This window comes from Sporichthya polymorpha DSM 43042, from assembly GCF_000384115.1.
Classification (GTDB): domain Bacteria; phylum Actinomycetota; class Actinomycetes; order Sporichthyales; family Sporichthyaceae; genus Sporichthya; species Sporichthya polymorpha.
Map to the genome: position 1 here is coordinate 118,339 of NZ_KB913029.1, position 24,486 is coordinate 142,824.

Below are 24,486 nucleotides of genomic sequence, written 5' to 3' on the forward strand. Positions count from 1 at the left end.
CCCGAAGTTCAGCAGATGTGCTGTGCACACCCGATCACGCCGGGGCCGGACCGCGAATGCGCCGGGCGGGTGACGAGACCCGTGAGCAATCTGACGCTCCGTCGGTCAGTTGCGCAGGTAGGTCAGGAATTGTCCGGTTCCACCGGGGGCTCACCCGAGGCGGCGCGGCGCTTGGCCTCCTGGTCGCGGGCGTGCCGGTCCACGTCGATGTTCCGCAGGCGGTTCTGCATCGACCTGATCAGGAAGAACACCACGACGAACATCGCGATCAGCAGCGCGAGCGCGATGAACCCCGGCGAGACCTTGTCCTCGTCGATGACCACCGGCTCGGGCGAGGGGCTGGCGGCGGCGACGAGATCGACGAGCTGCACGAGCCCCTGGGTCAGCATCATGGACACACACGATCGCGTACGCCGGCGAACAGGTCGTCCTCGGGGACCTCGGTGTCGACGAGCGAGCGGGCGAGCTCGAAGTCCTCGGTCGGCCAGACGGCCTGCTGCATCTCCATCGGCATCCGGAAGAAGAAGCCGTCCGGATCGATCTGCGTGGCGTGGGCACGCAGGGCCGCGTCCCGCACCGGGAAGTACTCCGCGCAGTGGACGCGGGTCGTCACCGGGCGGGAGTCACGGTCCTTCCAGCGCTCCAGCCACTCGGCGTACGGGGACTCGAGGCCGGCCGCGACCATCGCGTCGTGGAGGGCCTGCGTCTTCTCCTTGGTGAAGATGACGTCGTAGTAGAGCTTGAGCGGCTGCCAGGGCTCGCCGCACTCCGGATAGAGCCCGGGATCGCCGGCGGCGTCGAACGCGGCCACCGACACCCGGTGGCAGGCGATGTGGTCCGGGTGGGGGTAGCCACCCTCCTCGTTGTACGTCGTGACGACGTGCGGGCGGAACTCGCGCATCAGCTTCACGAGGGGCCGCGCGGCCTCCTCGGTCGGGACCAGCGCGAAGCAGCCCCCGGGCAGCGGCGGGAGCGGGTCGCCGCTCGGCAGGCCGGAGTCGACGAAGCCGAGCCAGGCCTGCTGGACGCCGAGGATCTCGCGGGCAGCCTCCATCTCGGCGGCCCGGATCGCATGGATGTTCGCGGCGACCTCGGGGTCGTGGGCGAGCTTGGGGTTCAGGACGTCCCCCCGCTCCCCGCCGGTGCAGGTCACGACCATCACCTCGACGCCCGAGGCGACGTACATCGCCATCGTGGCCGCGCCCTTGCTCGACTCGTCGTCGGGGTGGGCGTGCACTGCCATCAGGCGCAACGGCTCAGCGCTCGACACGCGTGCGTCCCGTCCTCTCGTCGATCCCGGGGCGCCGGTTCTCCCGCATGTGACCCCCGCCCCGAGGATAGTCGGCCCGACGAAGCCGCTGATCACGGTGCGTGTCGGGCTGCCGGAAATGCCACTCTTTCGGGCTAAACCCCCAAATTGTTCAAAAATTCCCAGGCATGAAACTTGTGTCACGGGGGAACGCCTCTCACTACACTGAGCGGCCTAGCCACGACCGTCGCACCGTCATCCGGAGCGTCGGTCGGTTTGTTTACTAGGCCCGCTCGTGCGTGGTTCACCAACCTGACCCACCTGACCGTCCGTCAGCAGAGCGCCGTCGGACGAACGAGCCCGCGCAACACATCCGCAAGGAGCGACCCATGACCACGGAAACCGTCACCTGGCTCACCCAGGACGCATACGACCGTCTCAAGGCAGAGCTGGACCAGCTCTCCGGCCCGGGGCGCGTGGAACTGGCTCGCAAGATCGAGGCGGCGCGCGAGGAGGGTGACCTCAAGGAGAACGGTGGCTACCACGCCGCCAAGGAGGAGCAGGGCAAGCAGGAGGCCCGCATCCGCCAGCTCGACGAACTCCTCCGCTTCGCCAAGGTCGGCGAGCCGCCGGCCAACGACGGCGTCGTGCACCCCGGCTCGATCGTGACCGTCCGGTTCGCGGACGGCGACACCGAGCGCTTCCTGCTCGGCTCCCGCGAGGTCGAGGTCGGCGACCTCGAGGTCTACTCCGAGAAGTCGCCGCTGGGCTCGGCGATCCTCGACCACAAGATCGGTGACCACTGCGCGTACGAGCTGCCGAACGGCCGCAAGGTCGAGGTCTCGATCGTCGACGTGGAGCCGTTCACCGGCTGATCCTCAGCTGCGCACCCGGCGCATCCGCCGGGTGCACAGCGTCGCCGCGACGCAGATGATGCCGACCGACCAGAGCACCGTGAGCAGGACCGGGTGCTCGGCGGGGAAGGTGCCCTCGTCCCGGAACGGGTTCGGGTTCCCGAACAGTTCCCGGGCGGCGGCGGCCACCGCCGTCACCGGATTCCATTCCGCCACGGTCTCCAGGGGTTCCGGCATCGTCTGCGTCGGGACGAAGGCGTTCGACACGAAGACGACCGGGAACAGCCACATCATCGGCATGCTCTGTGCGGCCTGGACGCTCTTCGCGACCAGCCCGAGGTACGCGCCGACCCAGCTCATGGCGAAGCCGAACAGCAGCAGGACGCCGAACGCGGCCACGGCGCGGACCGCGCCGTCCTCGATCCGCCACCCCACGATCAGGCCGGCGACGGCCATGACCGTCAGCGAGATCGACATGCGCGCGACGTCACCGACGGTCCGCCCGACGAACACCGCGGCCGGGTGGATCGGCAGCGTCCGCAGCCGGTCCATCAGGCCGAGCTGCAGGTCGTACGCCATGGCGATCGTCGTCGGGTAGGTGCTGAACGCGACGGCCTGGGCGAAGACGCCCGCGAGCAGGAACTCGCGGTAGCTCCCGCCGCCCGGGATCGTGATCGCTCCGCCGAAGACCAGGGCGAACAGGAACACGAACACCAGCGGCTGCAGGAACATGAATGGCCACAGCTCGCGCACCCGCACGGTGTGGAGCAGGTTCCGCCGGGTCAGCACCCCGGCGTCCGAGATCGCCCACGCGATCTCCGACCCGAGCGACCAGGCCGGCCCGTGGCCACCGCGACGGTGGGACCTCGGCGAGGCGGCCACCCGCGACCCGAGCGGCTCGGGGATCGAGTCGGTCATCGGGACGTCACCGCCACGAAGACGTCGTCGAGGGTCGGCCGGTGGACGGAGATGTCCTGCATCGCGATGCCGTGGCGGTCGAGGACCCGGACGATGCCCGCGATCGCGGTCGAGGCGTCACCCGCGGCCGGGATGCCGACGGTCCCGGCGGCCGCGTCGACCACCGGATCGCCCGCCGCGAGCTCACGGAGCGCAGTCACGGCGTCCTCCGTCCGGGTGACGTCGGCGAGCCGGACGTCGACCCGGTCCCCGCCGACCTGACGCTTCAGTTCGTCGGGGGTGCCGGAGGCGATGACGTGCCCGTGGTCGACGACCGCGATGCGGTCCGCGAGCCGGTCGGCCTCCTCCAGGTACTGGGTGGTGAGGAGCAGGGTCGTCCCGCCGCGGACGAGTTCGGCGAGCAGGTCCCACAGGTCCAGCCGGGAGACCGGGTCGAGCCCGGTCGTCGGCTCGTCCATGAACAGCACCTTGGGCGTCGCGACGAGCGCGGAGGCCAGGTCGAGGCGGCGGGCCATGCCGCCGGAGAACGTCTTGACCGGCTGCCCGGCGACGTCGGTGAGCCGGAAGCGCTCCAGCAGCAGGTCGGCCCGCTTGTTCGCCTGCCGGCGGCCGAGCCGGTAGAGCCGGCCGAACATCTGCAGGTTCTCCCGGGCCGTGAGCGTGTAGTCCAGGGCCGCGAACTGCCCGGCGAGCCCGATCCGGCGCCGGACGGCCGCCGGGTCGCGCAGGACGTCGACCCCGGCGACCTGGACGCGGCCGGCGTCGGGGCGCAGCAGCGTCGTCAGGATCTTGACGGTCGTGGTCTTCCCGGCCCCGTTCGGGCCGAGCAGGCCGAGCGCGGTGCCCTCCGCGACCTCCAGGTCCAGGCCGTCGAGGGCCCGAGCCTGGCCGTAACGCTTGACCAGGCCCTCCACGACAACGGCGTCGGCCACCGCACCATGGTGCCGGTCGCCCGAAGCGGACGCCGCGATCTTTGCCCCAACCGGGGTCGGGCGCCGTCCGGGACGCCCGATCAGAGCGCGCGAATCAGCCGAAGACCAGCGGATATCCCGCGGCGCGCAGCCGGCCGAGGACGGCGTCGGTGTGTTTGCCGCCGCGGGTCTCGATCTGGACGTAGACCTCGGCCTCGTCGACGTGCAGGCGCGGGTTGGTGCGCAGGTGCTCGACCTCGAGGACGTTCGCGTCGGCCTCGCCGAGCTCGTGGAGGAGGGCGGCGAGCGCGCCCGGGCGGTCGGTCATCCGGGTGCGGAACGCCACGAACCGCCCGGAGGCGGCGAGACCGTGCCGCAACAGCCGGAGCATCAGCAGCGGGTCGACGTTGCCGCCGGACAGGATCGCGACGACCGGGGGCTCGAAGGCCTGCGGGTCGTCGAGGACGGCCGCGACGCCGGCGACGCCGGCCGGTTCCACGACGAGCTTCGCGCGCTCCAGGCAGAGCAGCAGGGCGCGGGACAGCGACTCCTCGGACACCGTCCGGACGTCGGGGACGAGTTCGGCGACGACCGCGAACGGCACCTCGCCCGGCAGTGCGACCGCGATGCCGTCGGCCATCGTCGTGATCCCGTCCAGCGCGACCGGGTGCCCGGCGGCCAGGGACGACGGGTACGCGGCCGCACCGGCGGCCTGGACGCCGACGACCCGGACGCCGGAGCGCTCCCCCACCGCCGCGGCGACCCCGGCGAGCAGCCCGCCGCCGCCGGTGGGGACGACGATCGTGCGGACGTCGGGGACCTGGTCACCGATCTCCAGCCCGACCGAGCCCTGCCCGGCGACGACGTCGACGTGGTCGAAGGGGTGGATGAGGACGGCCCCGGACTCGGCCGCGATCTCGGCCGCGGCGGCCAGGGCCTGCTCGACGTTGTCACCGATCAGGCGGACGGTCGCGCCGTAGCCCTCGGTCGCGGCCACCTTCGGCAGGGGCGCGCCCACGGGCATGACGACGGTGGCGCTGCACCCGAGCAGCGACGCCGCCAGCGCGACGCCCTGGGCGTGGTTGCCGGCACTCGCCGCCACGACCCCGGCCGCACGCTCCTCGGGCGTCAGCCGGGCGATGCGGACGTACGCGCCGCGGAGCTTGAACGACCCGCCCCGCTGGAGGTTCTCGCACTTGAACCGGACCGGGCCGCCGCAGCGGTCGGAGAGCACCCGCGAGCCGACGACGGGGGTGACGCGCGCCACGTCGGCCAGGAGGTCCGCGGCGGCGCGGACGTCCGCGAGCGTGACGGGCAGGGCCGGGGACACGGTGGCATGATGCCGGATCGCCCGGGCTCCCGGGCCGGATCGGCTGCGGGACCGGCGCGGCGGATGGCCTAACCTTCTGCGGTGAATTCGGGCCGGAGCTTCCGCCTCCTGATGGTCGGACTCCTGCTGGGCGTCCTCCTCGGGGCGCTGGACGGGACGATGGTGGCGGTGGCGCTGCCGACCATCGTCGGCGACCTCGGCGGCGTCGAGGACACGCACTGGGTCGTGACGGCCTACCTGCTGACCGCGACCGCGTCGACGCTCCTCTACGGGCGGGTCTCGGACCTGTTCGGCCGCAAACCGGTTTTCCTGGCCGCCATCGGGGTCTTCCTCGCCGGGTCCGCGCTGTGCGCGCTGGCGCCCGGCATGGGGACGCTGGCCGCGGCCCGCGCGCTGCAGGGTCTCGGCGGCGGTGGCCTGCTCACCCTCGCCCTGGCGGTGATCGCGGACGTCGTACCGGCCCGGGACCGCGCGAAGTACCAGGGCCTGTTCGGAGCGGTGTTCGGTCTGGCCAGCGTGCTCGGTCCGGTGATCGGCGGCCCGGTCGTCGACGCCGCGGGCTGGCGCTGGCTGTTCCTGCTCAACCTGCCGGTCGGCGCGGTGGTCCTCGCGCTCGTGCTCACCCAGCTGCCGCTGCCGGTGCGCCGCCGCGAGCACGCCCTCGACGTGCGCGGCGCGGTGCTGCTCGCCGGCGCGGTCGGCTGCTTCCTGTGCTGGATCACCCGCGGCCAGGAGGTCGGCTGGGACTCCCCGCAGAGTTGGCTGCTCGGCGTCGCGGCCGCGGTGCTGGCCCCCGCGTTCGTCGCGTCCCAGCGCTCGGCGCCGGAGCCCGTGCTCCCGCTGGGCCTGTTCCGCAACCCGGCCTTCGCGCTCACCGGGGCCGTCGCGTTCTGCGTCGGCGCCGCGATGTTCGCCGCGATCCTGTTCATCCCGCTGGTCCTGCAGCTCGTCCAGGACCGCAGCGCGACCGCGTCCGGCCTGATGCTCGCCGCGATGACGACGGGCCTGCTGGTCAGCTCCGTCGGTGTCGGACGGATGGTCAGCCGCACCGGCCGGCACAAGGCGCCGCCGGTGGCGGGGTCGGTGCTGATCACCGTCGCGATGCTGGCGCTGACCCGGCTCGACCCGGGGACGTCCGCGGCGTACACGGTCGGGGCGCTCACGCTGCTCGGGCTCGGCATCGGGCTGGTGTCGCCGGTGCTCGTCGCGGTGGCGCAGTGCTCGGTCGACGCGCGGGACCTCGGCATCGCGACCGCGTCGGTCTCGTTCTTCCGCAACCTCGGCGGGACCGTGGGGTCCGCGGTCGGGGTCGCGGTGCTCACGCACCGGTTGGCCGACGCCTCGCTCGACACGGACCGGGTCTCGACCCTGCCCGAGCAGGTGGACGCGCTGCCCGCGGCGGCGCAGGAGACCTACGCGCTCGCCTTCGCCGAGGCCGCGACCGGCGTGTTCTGGGCCGCGGCCGCGGTGGGCGCCGTCGCGATCGTGCTTGCCGCGCTCACCCCGGCCCTGACGCTGGGTCAGGTTCTGGCGGAGGAGCCCGGCGACCAATACGCGCCGGAGCCGAGCACGAGGGCCGCCGCGCCCACCAGCCCGGCCTCCTGACCGAGCGCGGCCGGCACGATCCGCGTCGCCCGCACGAAGTCCATGCGCGCCTGTGCCTCGTAGGCGGCGTGCAACGGGCCGAACAACAGGTCGCCGGCCTGAGCCAGCCCTCCCCCGACGGCCACGACGTCGAGGTCGCACAGGTGGGCCGCCGACGCGATCGCCACGCCGAGGGCCTCCCCCGCCCGGCGCAGGGCGGCCAGCGCGACCGGGTGGCCGGCGCGGGCGTCCGCGGTCAGCGTCGCCGCGTCGTCGCCGGCGGGGTTCGCCCAGCCTTCGTCCCGGGCCCACGCGGCGGTGCGGGGCCCGCTCGCGACCGCCTCCAGGCAGCCGCGTGCGCCGCAGGCGCACTCCGGCCCGCGGGGGTCGACGCAGACGTGTCCGATGTGGCCGGCGTTGCCGCGGGCGCCGTCGACGAGCCGTCCGCCGAGGACCAGGCCGCCGCCGACGCCGGTGGAGACGACCATGCCGAGGACGTTCGCCCTCCCCCGCCCGGCCCCGCGCCAGTGCTCGGCCACCGCGACGCAGACGGCGTCGTTGTGGATGCGGACGTCGTCCTCGGAGCCGTTCCCGGCGCCGAGTTCGCGGGCGAGGTCGCGGAGCCGGTCCCGCAGCGGGAAGTCGCGCCAGCCGCCGATGTTCAGCGGCGAGACCCGTCCGGCGGGCCAGACCATCGGCCCGCCGCAGCCGACGCCGATCCCGACCGGGGCCGCCGCGGCCTTGGCGTGCACGCGGCGGACGAGGTCGGCCAGCGCGGTCCAGATCACCTCGGCGTCGGGCGAGCGGGGCGTGGGGACGCGGTCGGCGGCGAGCACGGTGCCGGCGCCGTCGACGAGGCCGGCGGCCAGTTTGGTGCCGCCGACGTCGACCGCCAGCGCGACGCTCACGAGTCGGCGCTCACGAGTCCCCGCCGCCGAAGGCGAGGATCGACGCGGTGAACCCGTGCAGGTGGTTGCGGCCGCCGACGGGCCCGATCTCGCCCCCGGCGAAGAAGCCGGCGAGGGCGGGCACGTCGAGGCCGGCGCCGACGAGCTTGGCGTCGTGGTCGGCGGTGCCGAACATCGACGCGCCCCGGCCGTTGCAGGAGAAGAGCAGCGCGCCGCGGGCCGCGCCGACGTCCGTCCGGAACCGCGTGAGCACCTCGGTGAGCTCGTCGTGCGCGGCGGTGGCGTCGCGGACCTGGAACCGGACGGTCCGGCCGACCTCGACCACGTCGCCGACGACGATCGAGCCGCGGTCGGGGTGCAGGCCCGCGACCCCGCGGATGAGGAAGTCGCCGCGCTCGTGGACCTCGGCGTACTCGTCCATCGCGATGCCGATCTGAAGCCCCGTCAGCGCGAGCTCGCGATCCTCGGGGTCGAGCGCGGTCAGCACCTCCTGCAGTTTCTCGCTCGCGGGGGTGCCGGCCAGCGACAGCAACTCGTTGCCGTCGGCGCCGGTGACGACCATCGTCGGCCCGACGGGCCGGCAGCCCTGGCTGACGACGGTGCTGACGTCGACCTCCCCGCCGATCAGCACCCCGACGGCTCCCGAGTCGAAGGCGTCGTCGTCGCAGGCGAGCCAGGTCGAGCGGCCGGCGGTGGCGAGCGCCGAACCGGCGAGGCCGCCGACGAGCGGCAGCCCGGGCAGGACCTCGTTCGAGAGCTCGACGAACCCGTCGACCGGGAACGACCAGGGGTCGGCGAGCAGCACGCCGACCGCGTCGTCGATCTCGGGGTCGGGGAGGCCGAGGACGGTCAGGCCGTCCGGGCTGCGGACGACGTCGAGGTGGAACGTCTGGACCCGGGCGCCGGGCAGCACCGCCGCCCAGACCGCGACCGCCGGTTCGAGCTCGCACCCCGTCCCGGAGCCGATCACCCCGGACGCGCTGCAGCCGATCAGGGCCCCGGCCGCGAGCTCGGCGGCGACGACCTCCCCGGCCGTGGCGATGTCCTCGACGTCCAGCCCGCTGATGAACACGCAGGCCAGGTCGGGGGCCTCGCCCCCGAGCGCCGCCCGCGCGGTCGCCGCGGCCAGCCGTGCGGCGCCGGCGAGGTCGCCCGCCGTGGCCGCCCGTTCCACACCGCTGCCGAACCGCATCGTGTCTCCTTCGCCAGGCCTGTCAGGGGGCCGGACCCCATTGTCCCGCTCTGCCGCCCGGATGATCGCCGGCGCACGAACGCGGCGCGGCGACGTACCGTGCTGGCATGCCTGCGCACTCTTCCTCGTCCCCTCCTGCCCCGCGGACCCTCGGCGAACTCCGGGCGTCCGGGCACCAGCACCGCACGCTCAAGGCCGAGCTGCGTGCGAACCTGCTCGAGGCACTGCGCACCGGCGGCGAGCGGTTCCGCGGGATCGTCGGGTTCGACGAGACCGTCCTGCCCGCCCTCGAGCGCGCCCTGTTGGCCGGCCACGACCTGGTCCTGCTCGGCGAGCGCGGTCAGGGCAAGACCCGCCTGGCGCGGACCCTGACGACCCTGCTCGACGACTGGACACCGGTGATCGCGGGCTCGGCCCTGCGCGAGCACCCGTACGAGCCGCTGACGGCGCACAGCCGCGCGCTGGTGGCTGAGGCCGGGGACGACCTGCCGATCGAGTGGCTGTCGGCGGCCGACCGGTACGCGGAGAAGCTCGCCACCCCGGACACCTCCGTCGGTGACCTGATCGGCGACGTCGACCCGGTCAAGGTCGCGGAGGGGCGCAGCCTCGGCGACCCGGAGACCGTCCACTACGGCCTGGTTCCGCGCGCGAACCGCGGCGTCTTCGTGCTCAACGAGCTGCCCGACCTCGCCGAGCGGATCCAGGTCTCGCTGCTCAACGTGCTGGAGGAGCGGGACATCCAGATCCGTGGCTACAACCTGCGGCTCCCGCTGGACCTGCTGCTGGTCGCGACCGCGAACCCCGAGGACTACACGAACCGCGGGCGGATCATCACCCCGCTCAAGGACCGCTTCGGCGCCGAGATCCGCACCCACTACCCGCTCGACCTCGCCCACGAGATCGCGCTCGTGCGGCAGGAGGCCGTGCTCGGGTGGGACGGCGCGGAGTCCCCGGTGCCGGACCACCTCCTGGAGATCCTGATCCGCTTCACCCGCGCGGTGCGTGAGTCGCCGGCGGTGGACTCACGCTCGGGCGTCTCGGCCCGGTTCGCGATCGCCGCCGCGGAGACGGTCGCCGCCTCCGCGTACCGCCGCTCCGCGGTCACCGGCGAGCAGCCGGTTGCGCGGGTCTCCGACCTCGCGACGGTGGTCGCGACGCTGCGCGGCAAGGTCGAGTTCGAGGCCGGTGAGGAGGGCCGCGAGCTGGAGGTGCTCGCGCACCTGCTGCGCCGCGCCACCCACGAGGTCTTTCGGGCCCGCCTCGGCGGCGCGGACCTCTCCGCGCTGATCGAGCGGATCGAGACCGAGGGCATGATCGCGACCGGCGACCTCGTCCCGGCGTCCGACCTGCTCGAGGCGATCGGCCCGCTGTCCGGTCTGGCGAAACTGATGGACCGTCTGGGCCTCGACGGCGCCGAGTCGCCGGGGCAGGCCGCCGCGGCCGCGGAGTTCGCCCTCGAGGGCCTGTACCTCGCGCGCAAGATCTCCAAGGACGTCGACGCCACCGGGCGCGTGACCTACCAGTCATGAGCCGGTACCGCTACGGCCCGTACGACGACGGGCCCGACCCGCTCGCCGCGCCGTACGACGTGCGGCGGGCGCTCGACGAGCTCGGCGACCGCGTGCTGCAGGGCGGTCGGCCCGAGGACGCGCTGCGCGAGCTGCTGCACCGCGGCGCGGGCGGCCGGCGCGGGCTGGACGCGCTGCGACGCGAGGCGGCCAAGCGGCGCAAGGAGATCCGCCGCCGCGGCCGCGCGGACGGGACGCTCGACGAGGTGCGCGCGCTGGTCGACACCGCGATCGGGCAGGAGCGCGCCCAGCTGTTCGGCGACGCCGACGACGACGCCCGGTTTCGCGAGGCCCGGCTCGACAACGTCCCCGACGGGGTGGCGCAGGCGATCTCGGAGCTCTCGACCTACGACTGGCGCTCCCCCGAGGCGGCGCAGACGTTCGCCCACGCCCAGGACCTGCTCCGGCGCGAGGTGCTCGACAGCCGGTTCGCGGGCATGAAGCAGGCGCTCCAGGACGCGACCCCGGAGGACATGGAACGCGTCCGCAACATGCTGGCGGACCTGAACGAGATGCTCGCCGCCGACGACCGTGGTGAATTGACGCAGGATCAGTTCGACCGCTTCATGGAGCAGTACGGCGACTTCTTCCCGGACAACCCGCAGAACCTCGACGAGCTCGTCGACTCCCTCGCCCGTCGCATGGCCGCCGCGCAGCGGATGATGGCGTCGCTGACGCCGGAGCAGCGCGACGAGCTCGCCCAGCTCTCCGAGGGTGTGTTTTCCGACCTCGGGATGTCGGCCGAGATGGGCCGGCTCTCCGACCAGCTGCGGGCGCGTCGGCCCGACCTCGACTGGGACGGCGGCTCCCGGCTGAACGGTGACCAGCCGCTGGGCATGGGCGATGCGACCAGCGCGTTCCAGGACCTCGCCGACGCCGAGGAACTGATGGCCACCCTCGGGCAGGAGTACCCGGGCGCGAGCCTCGACGACGTCGACGAGGAGGCGGTCCGCCGCGCCCTCGGCCGCGGGGCGCTCGACGACCTCGCCGAGCTGCGGCGCATCCAGCGCGAGCTGGAGGAGCAGGGCTGGCTGAACCGTTCCGGCGGGCGGCTGGAGCTGACGCCGAAGGCGGTGCGCCGCATCGGGCAGTCCGCGCTGCGCAAGGTGTTCTCCTCGCTCGCCGCCCGGCAGCAGGGGACGCACGAGATCCATTCCGCCGGGTCGGCCGGCGAGCTCACCGGCGCGACCCGTGCGTGGCAGTTCGGCGACGAGCAGCCGATCGACGTCGTCCGCACCCTGACCAATGCCGTCCGCCGCGGGGGTCTGGCCGACGACGGGCGGATCCGGCTGGACGTCAGCGACTTCGAGGTCGCCGAGACCGAGCGCCGCGGCCGCGCGGCGGTGTCGGTGCTGATCGACATGTCGTACTCGATGGTGCTGCGCGACACCTGGGTGGCGGCGAAGACGACCGCGCTCGCCCTGCACGCCCTGGTGCACGGCATGTACCCCTCCGACGCGGTGCAGCTGGTCGCGTTCTCCCGCTACGCGCAGGAGATCTCCGCGACCGAGCTCGCAACGCTGGAGCCCGACTACGTCCAGGGCACGAACCTGCAGCACGCGCTGCTGCTGGCGGGGAAGTTCCTCGAGCAGCACCCGGGCAGCGAGCGGATCGTTCTCATCGTCACCGACGGCGAACCGACCGCCCACCTGCTCCGCGACGGCGGCGTCCACTTCGACTGGCCGCCCGCCCCGTCGACCCTGTCGCTCACCTACGCCCAGATCGACGCGATGACCCGCCGCGGCGCCCTGCTCAACGTCTTCTCCCTCGACGACGACCCCCGCCTCGCCGCGTTCTGCGAGGAGGTCGCGCGCCGCAGCGGCGGCCGGGTCTTCTACCCCGACCCCTACCGCCTCGGCGACTACGTCGTCAGCGACTACCTCAAGCTCCGCAACCGCAACGCCCGCCGCCGCTCCGCCTGACCACCACCTCCCCGGGCCCCGCGTTGATAAGGGGTGACACCCCTTACTCCGCAGTAAGGGGTGTCACCCTTTATCAACACCAGGCACCGCCGACAAAGGGTGACACCCTTTATCAACGCGGGGCGCGGTCAGGCCCAGCCGTCGGGGGCGGCGAGGGAGGCCGGGAGGTCGCGGGTGTGGAGGACGCCGAGGTGGGTGGTCGCGCGGGTGAGGGCGACGTAGAGGTCGCTGCGGCCGCGGGCGGAGGCCTCGACGATCGCGGCGGGCTCGACGACGATCACGGTGTCGAACTCCAGACCCTTGGACTGACCCACCGTCAGGACGACGACGCGGGCGCGGAGGTCGGGGCCGTGGGTGCCGACGGTCGCGAGGCCCTCGACGCCCTCGAGGGCGGCCCAGGCCTCGGCCTCGGCGCCGGCGGCGACGAGGACCGCGAGGTTGCCGTCACCGTCGGCGAGCGCGGCGTCGACGGCCTTGCGCAGCCGGGCGCCGAGGTCAGCCGGGTCGACGGCCTCCTTCCACGGCAGCTCGCCGACGGTGCGGACCGAGCGGGGCGGCGTCGCGTCCGGGTCGATCTCGGCCAGGACGCGGCCGGCGATCGCCATCACCTCGGACGGCGCGCGGTAGTTCACCGTCAGCTCCGCGACGCGCCAGTTGCCGTCGCGAACGTACGGGCCCAGGACGTCGCCCCAGGACAGCGCGCCGCCGGGTGACGAGCTCTGGAACAGGTCGCCGACGATCGTCATCGACCGCGTCGGGATGCGACGCATCAGCGCGCGCCACGCCATCGCGGTGAGCTCCTGCGCCTCGTCGACGATGACGTGGCCGTAGACCCAGGTCCGGTCGGCGGCGGCGCGCTCGACGGGGGTGCGGTCGTCGATCTCCTCCATGCGCCCGGCGAGCCCGCGGCCGGAGACGACGTCGAAGACGGACAGGACCTCGGCGGCCTCGTCGGAGTCCGCCTCGTCCTCGATGTCGGTCGACCGGGAGCCCTGGGCGATCGCGAGCACACCCTCGGCGTACTCCTCGAGCTCGCGGCGCTCGGCCTCCAGCGCGCGGGCCCGGGCCTCGGCGGCGTGGTCGGGCAGGTCGCCGAGCAACTCAGCGGCCTCGTCGAGCAGCGGGACGTCGGCGTCGCTCCAGCCCAGCCCCGGGCGGCGGACGAGCAGCGCCCGCTCGGTGTCGGTCAGCATCGGCGCCGCCGCCGCGATCCGGTCCGGGTCGGCGAACAGGCCACCGATCAGGTCCTCCGGCGTGAGCCACGGCCAGACCGACTCGACCGCGGCGAGGATTGCCGGCTCGTCCGCGAGCTCGGACCGCAGGTCGGCCTGGTCGTGCTCGTCGAGCAGGTTGCGCCCGCCGCGGGGGTCCCCGCCGACTTGAGCGATGTAGTGCTTCGAGAACGCATCGACCAGGCGGCGCTGCACGTTCGGCCGGGCCTCGTTGTGCAGGCGTCCGCTGCGGCGGGCGGAGTCGGCAATGCGCCGGCAGGCCGGCGCGTCGACGCGCAGCTCGTAGCCCGCGTGCCGGACCCGCAGCCCGTCGGCCGGCGGCTCCTGCCGAGCCCGCAGCGCGGCGGCGACGACCTCGGCCATCTCCAGCCGGCCCTTGAGCTCGGCGACCTCGGGCGTCTCCGTCAGGTTCGGCTCCAGGTCGGGGACCAGGCCGCCGATGCTGCGCAGCAGCACGTCGGTCTCGCCCAGGCTGGGCAGGACCTGGCCGATGTAGTCGCAGAACGTCGGGCTCGGGCCGATCACCAGCACGACCCGGCGCGCGAGCACGTCCCGGTGCGCGTAGAGCAGGTACGCGGCCCGGTGCAGCGCGACGGCGGTCTTGCCCGTCCCGGGACCACCGGCGACGACGAGGACACCCTGCCGCTCGGCGCGGATGATCCGGTCCTGCTCGGCCTGAATGGTCTCGACGACATCACCCATCCGGCCGGTCCGCGCGGCCGAGAGGGCGGACAGCAGCGCGGCCTCGCCGACGAGTTCACCGGTCCACCGGGACGCGGCGTCGGCGTCGAAGATCTCGTCGGAGACGCCGGTGACCGTCCGCCCGGAGGTCGCGATCCGCCGCCGGCGGCCGACGCCCGCGGGCTCGACGGCCGTCGCGAGGTAGAACGGCTGGGCGGCGGGGGCGCGCCAGTCCAGCAGGATCGGCTCCTCGATCGCGCCGTCCCGGTGCTGGAGCCCGACGCGGCCGACGTACCGGGTCGGCCCGTCGGTGAGGTCGAGACGGCCGAAGCACAGGCCGCGGGCCGCGGCGTCGAGCGCCGCGAGTCGCTGCGCGTGCAGGGCGTTGAAGGCGTCGCGCTCGACCGCGGCCTGGGGCGTGTTGCCCGCCTTGCGCTCGACCGAGCGCCGGCGCTCGGCGGCGTCGGCCCGGACCTCGTCGAGCCGGTCGTAGAGCATCGAGACGTAGGCCTGCTCCTTGGCGACCTCGGCCTCGGCGACCGCGCGTTCCGTCGTCACGCCACCCCTTCGTCGAACCGTTCCGCCCGCGCGGGCAGAACGGTCAAGTCTAGGTCCCGAGGGCCGGGTGTGCGCCCGGGAAGAAACCGCCCGGGGGCCGGGGTTGCCCTGAGGTGCCTGCCCTCCCGACCCCGTGCGCGCCCCGTGCGAGCATGAGCCCGCGATGCGCTCACTGATCCAGCGGAGGTTCGCCGCCTCCGAGATGCCCCGCGAGGTCTGGGTTCTGGCGGCCGTCGCATTCTCCGTCGCCCTCGGGTTCGGCATCGTCGCGCCGGTCATCCCGATCTTCGCCCGCGAGTTCGGGGTCGGGGAGACCGCGGCCGGCCTGGTGATCAGCGCCTTCGCGTTCATGCGGCTGTGCTTCTCCCCCGCCGGGGGCTGGCTGGTCAACCGCTTCGGCGAGCGCGTGATGATGGCGACCGGCATCGGGATCGTCGCGGTCTCCAGCCTGCTCACCGGCCTGGCGCAGAACTACGAGCAGATGCTCTCGCTGCGCGCCGCCGGCGGCGTCGGCTCGGTGATGTTCAGCGTCTCGGCGCAGAGCCTGCTGCTCCGGTCGGTCGCACCCCGCATGCGTGGCCAGGCCAGCAGCAAGTTCTACGGCGGCTTCCTGCTCGGTGGCCTGACCGGACCGGTGTTCGGCGGCATCCTCGGCGGGATCTCGCTGCGCCTGCCGTTCTTCATCTACGCCGGGACGCTCGCCCTCGCCGGCACGATCGCGATGGTCTTCCTGCACCGCTCGGAGCGGATGGCGGAGGCGTCGTCGACGTCCGCCGTCCCGGTCACGACGCTCCGGACGGCCCTGCGCGACAAGGCCTATCAGGCGGCGCTCACCGTCAACGCCGGAACCGGGTGGGCGATCTTCGGCATCCGCAGTTCGCTGGTCCCGCTGTTCGTCGTCGAGGCCCTGCACCGCGGGCCGCTGTGGGTGGGGATCGGCCTGCTCGTCGGGTCGGTCGTAGACGTCGTCCTGCTGCAGAAAACCGGCAAGCTCGCCGACACCGTCGGCCGGCGCCCGATGCTGCTCGGCGGCACGGGCCTGGGCGCGATCGGCGCGCTGATGCTCGCGCTCGCCCCGAACCTGCCGATGTACCTGATCGGCATGGCGGTCATCGGCGCGGCGGCGTCGATGCTCTCGGTCGGGCCGTCGGCGGTCGTCGGGGACGTCGTCCAGGGCCGCGGCGGCACGGTCGTCTCCACGTTCGGCATGGCGAGCGACCTCGGCGCGGTCGTCGGCCCGCTCGCTGCCGGCGCGCTCGCGGAGCACGTCGGCTACGGGACGGCGTTCACCTCGACCGCCCTGGTGCTGATGATCGGCTTCGCGATGGCGCTCCGGATGCCGGAGACCGTGCACCGGTCCCGGCCCACGGCGGACTCAGCCGAGGGCACGCCGGAGGTCGGCGAGAAGGTCGTCGACGTCCTCGATGCCGACGGAAAGTCGCACCAGATCTGACGGCACCTCAAGTTCGGACCCGGCGACCGACGCATGCGTCATCTTCCCCGGGTGCTCGATCAGCGACTCGACGCCGCCGAGCGACTCCCCGAGCGTGAACAGCGTCGCCCGCTCGCAGACCGCGAGGGCGTCGGACTCCCCGCCGACCACGCGGAACGAGACCATCCCACCGAAGCCGCGCATCTGCTTGGCGGCCACGTCGTGACCGGGGTGGTCGGGGAGCCCCGGGTAGAAGACGTGCGTGACGTTGCGGTGGCTCGTCAGCAGGTCGACGACGGCCGCGGCGTTCGAGCAGTGCTTCTCCATCCGCACCGCAAGGGTCTTGATGCCCCGCAGCACCAGCCAGGAGTCGAACGGTCCGGCCACGCCGCCGATCGCGTTCTGGTGGTAGGCCAGCTCCTCCCCGAGCGCCGCGTCGGAGACGACGAGCGCGCCGCCGACGACGTCCGAGTGCCCGCCGAGGTACTTCGTCGTCGAGTGCATGACGATGTCCGCGCCGAGGTCCAGCGGCGTCTGCAGGTACGGCGAGGCGAAGGTGTTGTCGACGGCCAGCCGCGCGCCGGCGCCGCGGGCGATCTCGGCCAGCGCGGCGATGTCGGCGATCCCGAGCAGCGGGTTGGTCGGGGTCTCGCACCAGATCAGCTTCGTCGTCGGGCGGATCGCGGCGCGGACGGCGTCGAGGTCGCCGAGCGGGACCGGCGTGTACTCCAGTCCCCACTTCGCGTGCACCCGGGCGAACAGGCGGTAGGTGCCGCCGTACGCGTCGCCGGGGATAATCACGTGGTCGCCGGGCGCGCACACCGTCCGCAGCAGGGTGTCGGTCGCGGCGAGACCGGACGCGAACGCCAGCCCGCGGACGCCCCGCTCGATCGAGGCCAGGCACTCCTCCAGCGCGGTCCGGGTGGGGTTCGCGCTGCGGCTGTACTCGTAGCCGCCGCGGAGCCCGCCGACGCCGTCCTGCTTGAACGTCGAGACCGCGTAGATCGGGGGCACCACCGCACCGGTGGCCGCGTCGGGCTCCTGGCCGGCGTGGATGGCGCGGGTGGCGAAACCGTGGGTGCTCTGATCGGCCCTGTTGTCAGACATGCGGCCACGCTAGTCCGCCAGACTGCGCGGCATGACCGGACCGCGCCCCTCCCCCGCCGGCGACGTCGACTACGAGGTCGCCGGGGCGGGTTACGGCGCCGCCCGCCGGGCCGACCCACGGATCGCGGCCCACGTCCACGCCGCGCTCGGCGACGCCCGGACCGTGCTCAACGTCGGGGCCGGGTCGGGCAACTACGAGCCGGCGGACCGGGCCGTGATCGCCGTCGAGCCCTCGGCCGCGATGCGGGCCCAGCGGCCCCGGACCGCCCTGCCCGCCGTCGACGCCACCGCCGAGCACCTGCCGTTCGACGACGACAGCGTCGACGCCGCGATGGCGACGATCACCGTCCACCAGTGGGCGGACCTGGCCCGTGGCCTGGCCGAGCTGCGCCGCGTCGCCCGCGGGCCGGTGGTGGTGCTGACCTTCGATCCGGACGCCTTCGCGCAGTACTGGCTGATCGGGTACGGCGCGGAGCTCGCCGCCGGCGACCGGGCGCGGATGCCCGACCCGGCGGCGATCCTCGACGCGCTCGGCGGGCGGGGCTCGGTGCAGTCCGTCCCGATCCCCCGCGACTGCACCGACGGGTTCGTCGAGGCGTACTTCGGCCGCCCCGCGGCCTACCTGGACCCGGCCGTCCGCGACGCCCAGTCGGTCTGGCGGTTCGTGGCGCCGGACGTCACGGCGCGGATCGTCGCCGACCTCGCCGCGGACCTCGCCTCCGGCGCCTGGGACGTCCGGTTCGGTCGCCTCCGGACCGCGGACAGCTTCGACGGCTCGCTCCGCCTGGTGGTGGCGGAGCCGCCGCGGGCGTAAGGCGGACGTAACCGCCGGGAGCGGAACACCGCCGGAGGGGGCAGAGTTGTCCCAGGCGTCGGAGCGATTCCGACCCACAGGGAGGTCAGCATGTTGTTCGGACGCGGCGCCAAGCAGGTCATGGTCACCCCGGAGGAGGCGCTGCCCGGCCGGCCCGAGCGTCCGTACGTGGTGCCGGAGCGGCACGCCGTCAACGGGAACCCGCTCGAGGGTCCGTACCCGGACGGGTACGAGGTCGCGATCTTCGGCCTGGGCTGCTTCTGGGGCGCCGAGCGCAAGTTCTGGCAGACCGACGGCGTCTGGGTGACGGCCGTCGGCTACACCGGCGGGTTCACGCCGAACCCGACGTACGAGGAGACCTGCACCGCGCGCACCGGCCACACCGAGGCCGTGCTGGTGGTCTTCGACCCGGCGAAGATCTCCTATGCGGACCTGCTCGTGAAGTTCTGGGAGATCCACGACCCGACGACCCCGAACCGTCAGGGCAACGACATCGGGACCCAGTACCGCTCGGGCATCTACACCACCACCGAGGAGCAGGCGAAGATCGCGCAGGAGTCCGCGGCGATCTACCAGGGCGCCCTGACCAAGGCCGGCCTCGGCGAGATCACCACCGAGATCGCCCCCGCGGGCGAGTTCTACTTCGCCGAGGACTACCACCAGCAGTACCTCTACAAGGTCCCCCACGGGTACGACTGCCACGCCGAGACCGGCGTCAAGTTCCCCCGCGACTGACCCGTCCGCGCCTGCAGTGGAGATGACATCTCCACTGCGAGAGGCCCTTTCCGGTGGAGATGACATCTCCAGCGGGGAGGGCGACGGGGGTCACAGGGGATGCCGAAACGATCTTGAGTTTTCGGCCCGACGGGTCGGGCAGGCCCTTCGGTGTACGCCGCTCACGCCCGAGCGGCCGGGAACGGAAGGGGGCCGGCATGAACCTCGGTGCCGGCATTGCGGTGATCGCGTTCGGAGCGGTGCTCGCCTTCGCGGTGAATTCCTCCGGCGGGGCGATCGACGTCTCGGTGGTCGGGTGGATCGTCATGCTCGCCGGTCTGGCCTACCTGCTCGTGGAGATGAACTACTTCGGGCCGCGACGGCGTGGGGTGGCGCGGCCGACGGTGCTGCGGCGCCGCGCTCCCCGCACGGTCGTCGTCGAGGACGAGCCCGTCGAGTCCGTCCGGGTCATCGAGTCGACGCCGGAGACGGTGGTCGTCGAGGAGCCGCATCGCGTGGTGGGGTCCGACACCTGGTACTACGACGACCCGCGGCTCCCGAACCGCTGACCTAATATCGCGCTGTGCCGGTGAGTGTCGAGGTCAGCGCGTCCGACGTGCGCGTGCGGTTCCTGGGGAGCGACCGTTGGTGGGCCCTGTCCACGGGTCTGACGATCCCTCAGGAGCGCATCGCCGCCGTGTCGGTCCTACCGCTGAGCCAGGCGAAGAAGGAATGTTCCTGGCTCCGTCTCCCCGGCACGCACTGGCCCGGCCGGATCCAGGCGGGGTCCTACGGCCTCGGGGACAAGCGCCAGCTGTGGTGCGTCCGCCGCGCGCCCGAGGTCCTGGTGATCGACCTGCACGGGCGCCCGTACTCGCGGGTGGTCGTGGAGATCCCGAATCCGACCGAAATGGCCGAGAAAGTCAACGCCCAACGCACGTAACCCGCGCCACAACAGCGTTTGCGCACCCCCGCCCCGGGCAGCCCAACCCGAGCACGCCGCCCACGCCCGGGCGGCCCGAGGGCAAGGGGGCACAGCATGGGTATCGGCGTTGGCATCTTCCTCGCCGCAGTCGGAGCCGTCCTGGCGTTCGCCGTCGAGGACACCGTCCGGAACGTCGACCTGTACGCCGTCGGCTGGATCCTGATGATCGCCGGCGCGGTCAGCGTCCTGCTCGACCTCGTCATCTTCGGTCCGCGTCGTCGCGCGTACGTCGACACCGCCGCGGCGCCGGTGGTCGAGGAGCGTCGCGTGTACGAGGACCGTCCCCGCTACTGATCGACCACCTGACCTGACTGTCCCTCACCAACAGACCTGTCGCCGCTTACCGGCGGCCTGATCGAGAGGAGCCCCGCATGGGTATCGGGGTTGGCATTTTTCTGGCGGCCATCGGCGCGATCCTGGCGTTCGCCGTGCAGGACAACATCTCTGACGTGGACCTGACCGCCGTCGGCTACATCCTGATGGTCGCCGGCGTCGTGGGCGTGCTGCTGGAGCTGCTCCTGTTCGCGCCGCGGCGCCGCGCCGGCGGTGTCGTCGAGGAGCGCCGCGTGTACGACGAGCCGCGCCGCTGACGCGCCGCTCCAGCAACATCGGACAGACAGCGAGGCCCCCGGTCGATGACGACCGGGGGCCTCGTTGCGTCCGAACCCGTTCAACGTCAGAGGTGCTCGACGAACCAGTCCCGGGCCGGGGCCGAGGCCTGCTCGAACCCGTCGACGTAGGCGTCGAAGTGTCCACCCGGTAGCAGCACGAGCTTCTTGGGCTCCTTCGCCTGGGCGTAGGCGTCCAACGCGAGGTGAGCCGGCGTCAGATGGTCCTCGCGGGCGACCAGCATCAGCAGCGGCGTCGGGCTGACGCGGGCCACGTAGCTGATCGGCTCGTACTCCCCCAGCATCTCGACGGTCCGCAGGGTGACCTCGTTGCGCCAGGACGGGGCGCGCTTCGCGGCCGTCTCGGTGAACCAGGCCCACGAGTCCGCGGTCGGGAGCGCCGACGGGGCCATCGGGTCCTCGGCGACGACCGGCACCATGGCGGGCGGCTCACCGGCGAAGCGCGCGGCGCGGTCGGCGTCGAACATCGCGCGGTACCCGGCGCGCAGGTCGGCCCGAACCAGCTCGCCGATGTTGGCGGACCCACTGGCCAGCGGCACCTGCGACACGACGGCCTTGATGCGCCGGTCGATGGCACCGAGGACGAGAACGTGCCCACCCGAGTAGCTCGAGCCCCAGACGCCGATGCGGTCCGCGTCCACCTCGGGCAACGTTCCGGCGTAGGTGATCGCGTGCCGGTAGTCGCGGACCTGCTGCCACGGGTCGGTCTCGCACCGCGGTTCCCCGTCGCTGGCGCCGTAGTTGCGGTTGTCGAAGACCAGCGCGTTCACGCCGGCGGCCGCGAAGACCTCCGCGAACGCGTCGAGGTACATCTCCTTGACGGCGGAGAAGCCGTGCGCCATCACCACGGTCGGGCCGGGGCCGTCGGTCGCGGCGTAGAACCAGCCGCGCAGCGTGACCCCCTCGGCGTTGAACTCGATGTCGCGTCGTCCGGTCATGGCGCCTCCATGAGCTTCGTTGCTCGGCATTCCGACCACCCTGGCACGGTGGGCACTGCGTCCGGAATGGTCCGGCGCGACATACTCGGTCCGTGACGAGCGCAGCCGAGAACGAACGCGGCCGGCTCTCGCGGGAGGTCATCGTCGCCACTGCGGTCCGGCTGATCGAGAGCGACGGGGAGGCCGCGGCGTCGATGCGCCGCATCTCCGCCGAGCTCGGCGTCGCCGCGATGTCGCTGTACAACCACGTGCCGAACAAGGCGGCGCTGCTCGACGCCGTCGGCGAGTTCGTCCGCGGCCAGATCCAGCTGCCCACCGACCACGACCTCGCGTGGGAGGCCCGCGCCCGCGAGATGGTGCGCGCGTTCCGCGACGTCGTCGAGCGATACCCCCGGTGCGTCGAGCTGATGATGGCGCGCGCCCCGTCCTCCCTCGTCGGGCTCGAACCGCTCGAGTACGCGCTCGAGATGGCCGAACAGGCCGGCTTCGCCGGCCGGGACGCCCTGCGCGTGGTCCGGGCGTTCGTCTCCTACGCGATCGGCGCGACGACGACCGCCGCGCACCGGGCCCGGGCCGTCGAGGCACTCCCGCCGGACGCGGCGCCGGACCCGGCCGAGCTCGCCCGCTACCCCCGGATCGCCGCGCTCGGGGTCGACGTGACGGTCGACGAGACCGACTTCGACTTCGGCCTCGACCTGCTCATCGACGCCGTGACCCACCTCCGCGGAAGCCGTTGACGCCGTTCGTCCGAAATGCGACCCTGGTCGGACTTACGGTGTAAGTCTGGCGCCCGGGGAGGCCCGGCAATGGTCGTGAAATCCGCTGTCCGATGGGGAGTGCGCCACGGTTTGGCGCAGGTGGCGATCAAGAAGGGCGCCCGCAGCGGCGACCCGCACGGCCGCCTGGTGCTCGGCGGCAGCACCATCGACCCGCACCCGATCTACGACGAGATGCGCGCCCGGGGCCCGGTCACGATGGGCGCGTTCGCCATGGTCACCGCGCGACACGGGGTGATCACCGAGATCCTCAGGAGCGACGACTTCGGCGCCGGGCTCCCCCTGGAGGCCCTGCCCCGCCCGATCGCCGCCGCCGGCCGCTGGGCCCTCGACGGGCAGAACCCCGGCCCGGTCGAGCCGCCGTCGCTGCTGGTGATCAACGGCGTCGACCACATGCGGCTGCGCAAACTGGTCAGCCGGGCGTTCACGGCCCGCGCGGTCGACGCCCTCGGCACGGACATCGAGAACGTCGCCGGCGACCTGCTCGACCGCCTGGAGCGCGAGCACCCCGGCGGCGGGCGGGCCGACCTCGTCCACTCCTACGCGCACGCCCTGCCGGTGCAGATCATCGCGAAGATCCTGGGCGTCCCGGTCTCGATGCAGGACACGTTCCTGCGCTGGGGCGACGACCTCGCCTCCAGCATCGACATCGGCGTCGGGTTCCGGCAGTTCCGGCGCTCCGAGCAGGCGCTGCGCGCGCTGAACGCCTGGCTGCGTCAGCACTGCGCCGAGCTGCGGCGCAACCCGGGCGACGACCTGCTCAGCCGCGTCGTCCTCGCGGGCGAGTCCGACGACAGCGAGCTCACCGACGCCGAGCTGATCGCGCTCGCCGGGCTCGTGCTCGCCGCCGGGTTCGAGACGACGGTGAACCTGATCGGCAACGGCGCGGTGCTGATGTTCGAGCACCCCGAGCAGCGGGAGATCCTCCGATCGGACCCGGCGCTGTGGCGCAACGCGGTCGAGGAGGTCCTCCGCTACGACAGCCCCGTCCAGAACACCGCCCGCCACGCGGTCCGGGACACCACGGTGGCCGGGATCCCGATCCGCGAGAACGTCCTGATCGCGCTGATGCTCGCCGGGGCGAACCGGGACCCCGAGGTGTTCGAGAACCCGCACACCTTCGACGTCACCCGCGCGAACGCCAAGGACCACCTCTCGTTCTCCGCCGGGCCGCACTACTGCCTGGGCGCCGCCCTGGCGCGGATGGAGGGCGAGATCGGCCTGCGGATGCTCTTCGAGCGCTTCCCGGACCTCCGGGCCGACGGACCCGCCCAGCGGCGCCCGACGCGACTGCTGCACGGCTGGGCGTCGGTCCCGGTCCGGCTGGGGAGCGCGGTGCGCGCGGCCGCCTGAGCCGGTCGGCGGTCGCGGGCGACCGGCGGGCAAGAAATCGGGCAATCCGGTCGAAAACTACTCGGCTTTGGGCGAACCTTTCCCCTGCCTCGAGTGATCCTGCGGTGGTCACACCCATCACACGAGGACCCTGGGACCACACGCCCCAGGGCTGCCTTCGTGGGCCTCGCGAAGGATCTGCATGACCCGCCCGCACCACCGGTCCCCGTACCGGACGACCCCGACCCCCGCCCAGGGGCCGCAGCGCCGTTCCCGCGCGCGCCGCGCCACCCGGATGACGGTCGGCGTCACGCTCCTGCTCGCGGTCGCCACCGGCGTCACCGTCGGTGCGGCCGCCTACTCGCGCAACGCCGCGACCGAGAACACCGGCATCGCCCACACCGCGGCCGACGCCCAGTCCGTCCGGGACACCGACGTCGCCCGCTCCACCACCGAGGCCCGCGACCTGGCCGAGATGGGCCAGTCGCGGGAGGTCATCCCCGGCCTCGCGGTCACGATCGGCGACCTGCGCGTCTTCACCGACCCCTCGGGCCTGCCCGCGACCACCCTGCCGCTGCAGGTGCTCAACACCGGGGACCTCACCCGCTCGTTCGACATCACGATCGTCGCGCTGTCGGACAAGGGCGAGATCATCACCAGCGACGTCGGCACCGCCGCGAACCTCCGCCCCGGCCAGGCCGCGGAGCTGCAGGTCCTCGAGCTGGTCGGACCGGAACTGGCGGACCGCCTGCAGGCCGCGTCGTTCCGCATCGACGAGGCGTACGCGTACTGATCTCCGGCTGGGCCGTCCCCGCGGCGAGCCCATCCCGTCCGGCTCAGGCCGGGCTGCCA

At 73.1% G+C, this 24,486-nt stretch carries 24 protein-coding genes; 14 read left to right on the forward strand and 10 right to left on the reverse strand.

Annotated elements, in window-relative coordinates; all coding sequences use genetic code 11:
• Nucleotides 1-122: 122 nt before the first annotated feature.
• Both SPOPO_RS0100585 and mca read right to left on the reverse strand, forming a co-directional pair.
• Nucleotides 123-392, reverse strand: a complete 270-nt coding sequence (locus SPOPO_RS0100585; protein WP_019872845.1) for a hypothetical protein — start codon at nucleotides 390-392, stop codon at nucleotides 123-125.
• Nucleotides 389-1,243 carry a mycothiol conjugate amidase Mca gene (mca, locus tag SPOPO_RS0100590; protein ID WP_033385262.1) on the reverse strand — a complete coding sequence of 285 codons (855 nt, stop codon included), beginning with the start codon at nucleotides 1,241-1,243 and terminating at the stop codon, nucleotides 389-391. Before mca ends, SPOPO_RS0100585 begins: the two co-directional genes overlap by 4 nt.
• 395 nt (nucleotides 1,244-1,638) lie before the next feature.
• Here mca and greA point away from each other — a divergent pair, with 395 nt between their 5' ends.
• Nucleotides 1,639-2,124, forward strand: a complete 486-nt coding sequence (gene greA / locus SPOPO_RS0100595; protein WP_019872847.1) for a transcription elongation factor GreA — start codon at nucleotides 1,639-1,641, stop codon at nucleotides 2,122-2,124.
• Between the two features lie 3 nt (nucleotides 2,125-2,127).
• Here greA and SPOPO_RS0100600 read toward each other — a convergent pair whose 3' ends face one another.
• From SPOPO_RS0100600 to ilvA, 3 genes are all read right to left on the reverse strand, one after another.
• Nucleotides 2,128-3,021 (reverse strand): ABC transporter permease, encoded by an 894-nt coding sequence (locus SPOPO_RS0100600; protein ID WP_019872848.1) that lies wholly within the window; start codon nucleotides 3,019-3,021, stop codon nucleotides 2,128-2,130.
• Complete coding sequence (locus SPOPO_RS0100605) at nucleotides 3,018-3,953, reverse strand: daunorubicin resistance protein DrrA family ABC transporter ATP-binding protein (protein WP_019872849.1); 936 nt, start codon at nucleotides 3,951-3,953, stop codon at nucleotides 3,018-3,020. Before SPOPO_RS0100605 ends, SPOPO_RS0100600 begins: the two co-directional genes overlap by 4 nt.
• A 94-nt stretch (nucleotides 3,954-4,047) precedes the next feature.
• On the reverse strand, nucleotides 4,048-5,262 hold the full coding sequence (ilvA, locus tag SPOPO_RS0100610; protein ID WP_019872850.1) for a threonine ammonia-lyase: 1,215 nt from the start codon (nucleotides 5,260-5,262) through the stop codon (nucleotides 4,048-4,050).
• A gap of 81 nt (nucleotides 5,263-5,343) precedes the next feature.
• Between ilvA and SPOPO_RS26635 the strand changes: the two genes are divergently transcribed.
• Complete coding sequence (locus tag SPOPO_RS26635; protein WP_156869420.1) at nucleotides 5,344-6,867, forward strand: MDR family MFS transporter; 1,524 nt, start codon at nucleotides 5,344-5,346, stop codon at nucleotides 6,865-6,867.
• On the opposite strand, the gene SPOPO_RS0100620 is transcribed toward SPOPO_RS26635, so the two are convergent.
• Both SPOPO_RS0100620 and SPOPO_RS0100625 read right to left on the reverse strand, forming a co-directional pair.
• A complete protein-coding gene (locus SPOPO_RS0100620; protein WP_019872852.1) occupies nucleotides 6,783-7,754 on the reverse strand; it encodes an ROK family protein in 972 nt (323 codons plus the stop codon). The genes SPOPO_RS26635 and SPOPO_RS0100620 overlap by 85 nt on opposite strands.
• A gap of 10 nt (nucleotides 7,755-7,764) precedes the next feature.
• Nucleotides 7,765-8,946: an FIST signal transduction protein gene (locus SPOPO_RS0100625; RefSeq protein WP_019872853.1), complete on the reverse strand. Its 1,182-nt coding sequence runs from the start codon at nucleotides 8,944-8,946 to the stop codon at nucleotides 7,765-7,767.
• A gap of 107 nt (nucleotides 8,947-9,053) precedes the next feature.
• On the opposite strand from SPOPO_RS0100625, the gene SPOPO_RS0100630 reads away from it, so the two are divergent.
• A complete protein-coding gene (locus tag SPOPO_RS0100630; RefSeq protein WP_019872854.1) occupies nucleotides 9,054-10,475 on the forward strand; it encodes an ATP-binding protein in 1,422 nt (473 codons plus the stop codon).
• Nucleotides 10,472-12,436, forward strand: a complete 1,965-nt coding sequence (locus tag SPOPO_RS0100635; RefSeq protein WP_019872855.1) for a vWA domain-containing protein — start codon at nucleotides 10,472-10,474, stop codon at nucleotides 12,434-12,436. Before SPOPO_RS0100630 ends, SPOPO_RS0100635 begins: the two co-directional genes overlap by 4 nt.
• Nucleotides 12,437-12,564: 128 nt before the next feature.
• Here SPOPO_RS0100635 and SPOPO_RS0100640 read toward each other — a convergent pair whose 3' ends face one another.
• Nucleotides 12,565-14,847 (reverse strand): ATP-binding domain-containing protein, encoded by a 2,283-nt coding sequence (locus tag SPOPO_RS0100640; protein ID WP_084671592.1) that lies wholly within the window; start codon nucleotides 14,845-14,847, stop codon nucleotides 12,565-12,567.
• Between the two features lie 223 nt (nucleotides 14,848-15,070).
• On the opposite strand from SPOPO_RS0100640, the gene SPOPO_RS0100645 reads away from it, so the two are divergent.
• The gene (locus SPOPO_RS0100645) at nucleotides 15,071-16,360 is read left to right on the forward strand and encodes an MFS transporter (RefSeq protein ID WP_019872857.1); all 1,290 of its coding nucleotides are present in this window, start codon (nucleotides 15,071-15,073) and stop codon (nucleotides 16,358-16,360) included.
• On the opposite strand, the gene SPOPO_RS0100650 is transcribed toward SPOPO_RS0100645, so the two are convergent.
• On the reverse strand, nucleotides 16,283-17,446 hold the full coding sequence (locus SPOPO_RS0100650) for a cystathionine gamma-synthase (RefSeq protein WP_019872858.1): 1,164 nt from the start codon (nucleotides 17,444-17,446) through the stop codon (nucleotides 16,283-16,285). The genes SPOPO_RS0100645 and SPOPO_RS0100650 overlap by 78 nt on opposite strands.
• 31 nt (nucleotides 17,447-17,477) lie before the next feature.
• On the opposite strand from SPOPO_RS0100650, the gene SPOPO_RS0100655 reads away from it, so the two are divergent.
• The 6 genes from SPOPO_RS0100655 (at nucleotide 17,478) to SPOPO_RS0100680 (ending at nucleotide 20,549) form a co-directional block, all read left to right on the forward strand.
• Nucleotides 17,478-18,260: a class I SAM-dependent methyltransferase gene (locus SPOPO_RS0100655; protein ID WP_019872859.1), complete on the forward strand. Its 783-nt coding sequence runs from the start codon at nucleotides 17,478-17,480 to the stop codon at nucleotides 18,258-18,260.
• Between the two features lie 90 nt (nucleotides 18,261-18,350).
• The gene (msrA, locus tag SPOPO_RS0100660) at nucleotides 18,351-18,995 is read left to right on the forward strand and encodes a peptide-methionine (S)-S-oxide reductase MsrA (protein ID WP_019872860.1); all 645 of its coding nucleotides are present in this window, start codon (nucleotides 18,351-18,353) and stop codon (nucleotides 18,993-18,995) included.
• A 197-nt stretch (nucleotides 18,996-19,192) separates the two neighbouring features.
• Nucleotides 19,193-19,543: a DUF6458 family protein gene (locus SPOPO_RS32110; RefSeq protein ID WP_019872861.1), complete on the forward strand. Its 351-nt coding sequence runs from the start codon at nucleotides 19,193-19,195 to the stop codon at nucleotides 19,541-19,543.
• Nucleotides 19,544-19,557: 14 nt separating this feature from the next.
• A complete protein-coding gene (locus tag SPOPO_RS26645) occupies nucleotides 19,558-19,917 on the forward strand; it encodes a hypothetical protein (RefSeq protein WP_019872862.1) in 360 nt (119 codons plus the stop codon).
• A 96-nt stretch (nucleotides 19,918-20,013) separates the two neighbouring features.
• Nucleotides 20,014-20,253 (forward strand): DUF6458 family protein, encoded by a 240-nt coding sequence (locus tag SPOPO_RS0100675; RefSeq protein WP_019872863.1) that lies wholly within the window; start codon nucleotides 20,014-20,016, stop codon nucleotides 20,251-20,253.
• Nucleotides 20,254-20,330: 77 nt separating this feature from the next.
• Entirely contained in the window at nucleotides 20,331-20,549 is a 219-nt protein-coding gene (locus SPOPO_RS0100680) for a DUF6458 family protein (RefSeq protein ID WP_019872864.1), read from the forward strand.
• Nucleotides 20,550-20,635: 86 nt separating this feature from the next.
• Here SPOPO_RS0100680 and SPOPO_RS0100685 read toward each other — a convergent pair whose 3' ends face one another.
• A complete protein-coding gene (locus tag SPOPO_RS0100685) occupies nucleotides 20,636-21,526 on the reverse strand; it encodes an alpha/beta hydrolase (RefSeq protein ID WP_019872865.1) in 891 nt (296 codons plus the stop codon).
• Nucleotides 21,527-21,618: 92 nt separating this feature from the next.
• Between SPOPO_RS0100685 and SPOPO_RS26650 the strand changes: the two genes are divergently transcribed.
• The 3 genes from SPOPO_RS26650 to SPOPO_RS0100700 all read left to right on the forward strand — a co-directional run bounded on the left by SPOPO_RS26650 (nucleotide 21,619) and on the right by SPOPO_RS0100700 (nucleotide 24,427).
• Nucleotides 21,619-22,263, forward strand: coding sequence for a TetR/AcrR family transcriptional regulator C-terminal domain-containing protein (locus tag SPOPO_RS26650; RefSeq protein ID WP_019872866.1), 645 nt, complete (start codon nucleotides 21,619-21,621; stop codon nucleotides 22,261-22,263).
• 120 nt (nucleotides 22,264-22,383) lie between these two features.
• On the forward strand, nucleotides 22,384-23,655 hold the full coding sequence (locus SPOPO_RS0100695; protein WP_019872867.1) for a cytochrome P450: 1,272 nt from the start codon (nucleotides 22,384-22,386) through the stop codon (nucleotides 23,653-23,655).
• A gap of 181 nt (nucleotides 23,656-23,836) precedes the next feature.
• A complete protein-coding gene (locus SPOPO_RS0100700) occupies nucleotides 23,837-24,427 on the forward strand; it encodes a hypothetical protein (RefSeq protein WP_019872868.1) in 591 nt (196 codons plus the stop codon).
• Nucleotides 24,428-24,486: the final 59 nt, after the last annotated feature.

Bases quoted from the DNA above. Each gene is read 5' to 3' on its own strand.
- SPOPO_RS0100585 (WP_019872845.1), bottom strand. From the start codon at position 392: ATGATGCTGACCCAGGGGCTCGTGCAGCTCGTCGATCTCGTCGCCGCC.
- mca (WP_033385262.1), bottom strand. From the start codon at position 1,243: ATGGCAGTGCACGCCCACCCCGACGACGAGTCGAGCAAGGGCGCGGCC.
- greA (WP_019872847.1), top strand. From the start codon at position 1,639: ATGACCACGGAAACCGTCACCTGGCTCACCCAGGACGCATACGACCGT.
- SPOPO_RS0100600 (WP_019872848.1), bottom strand. From the start codon at position 3,021: ATGACCGACTCGATCCCCGAGCCGCTCGGGTCGCGGGTGGCCGCCTCG.
- SPOPO_RS0100625 (WP_019872853.1), bottom strand. From the start codon at position 8,946: ATGCGGTTCGGCAGCGGTGTGGAACGGGCGGCCACGGCGGGCGACCTC.
- SPOPO_RS0100630 (WP_019872854.1), top strand. From the start codon at position 9,054: ATGCCTGCGCACTCTTCCTCGTCCCCTCCTGCCCCGCGGACCCTCGGC.
- SPOPO_RS0100635 (WP_019872855.1), top strand. From the start codon at position 10,472: ATGAGCCGGTACCGCTACGGCCCGTACGACGACGGGCCCGACCCGCTC.
- SPOPO_RS0100640 (WP_084671592.1), bottom strand. From the start codon at position 14,847: ATGCTCTACGACCGGCTCGACGAGGTCCGGGCCGACGCCGCCGAGCGC.
- SPOPO_RS0100645 (WP_019872857.1), top strand. From the start codon at position 15,071: ATGCGCTCACTGATCCAGCGGAGGTTCGCCGCCTCCGAGATGCCCCGC.
- SPOPO_RS0100650 (WP_019872858.1), bottom strand. From the start codon at position 17,446: ATGTCTGACAACAGGGCCGATCAGAGCACCCACGGTTTCGCCACCCGC.
- SPOPO_RS0100655 (WP_019872859.1), top strand. From the start codon at position 17,478: ATGACCGGACCGCGCCCCTCCCCCGCCGGCGACGTCGACTACGAGGTC.
- msrA (WP_019872860.1), top strand. From the start codon at position 18,351: ATGTTGTTCGGACGCGGCGCCAAGCAGGTCATGGTCACCCCGGAGGAG.
- SPOPO_RS32110 (WP_019872861.1), top strand. From the start codon at position 19,193: ATGAACCTCGGTGCCGGCATTGCGGTGATCGCGTTCGGAGCGGTGCTC.
- SPOPO_RS0100675 (WP_019872863.1), top strand. From the start codon at position 20,014: ATGGGTATCGGCGTTGGCATCTTCCTCGCCGCAGTCGGAGCCGTCCTG.
- SPOPO_RS0100680 (WP_019872864.1), top strand. From the start codon at position 20,331: ATGGGTATCGGGGTTGGCATTTTTCTGGCGGCCATCGGCGCGATCCTG.
- SPOPO_RS0100685 (WP_019872865.1), bottom strand. From the start codon at position 21,526: ATGACCGGACGACGCGACATCGAGTTCAACGCCGAGGGGGTCACGCTG.
- SPOPO_RS0100700 (WP_019872868.1), top strand. From the start codon at position 23,837: ATGACCCGCCCGCACCACCGGTCCCCGTACCGGACGACCCCGACCCCC.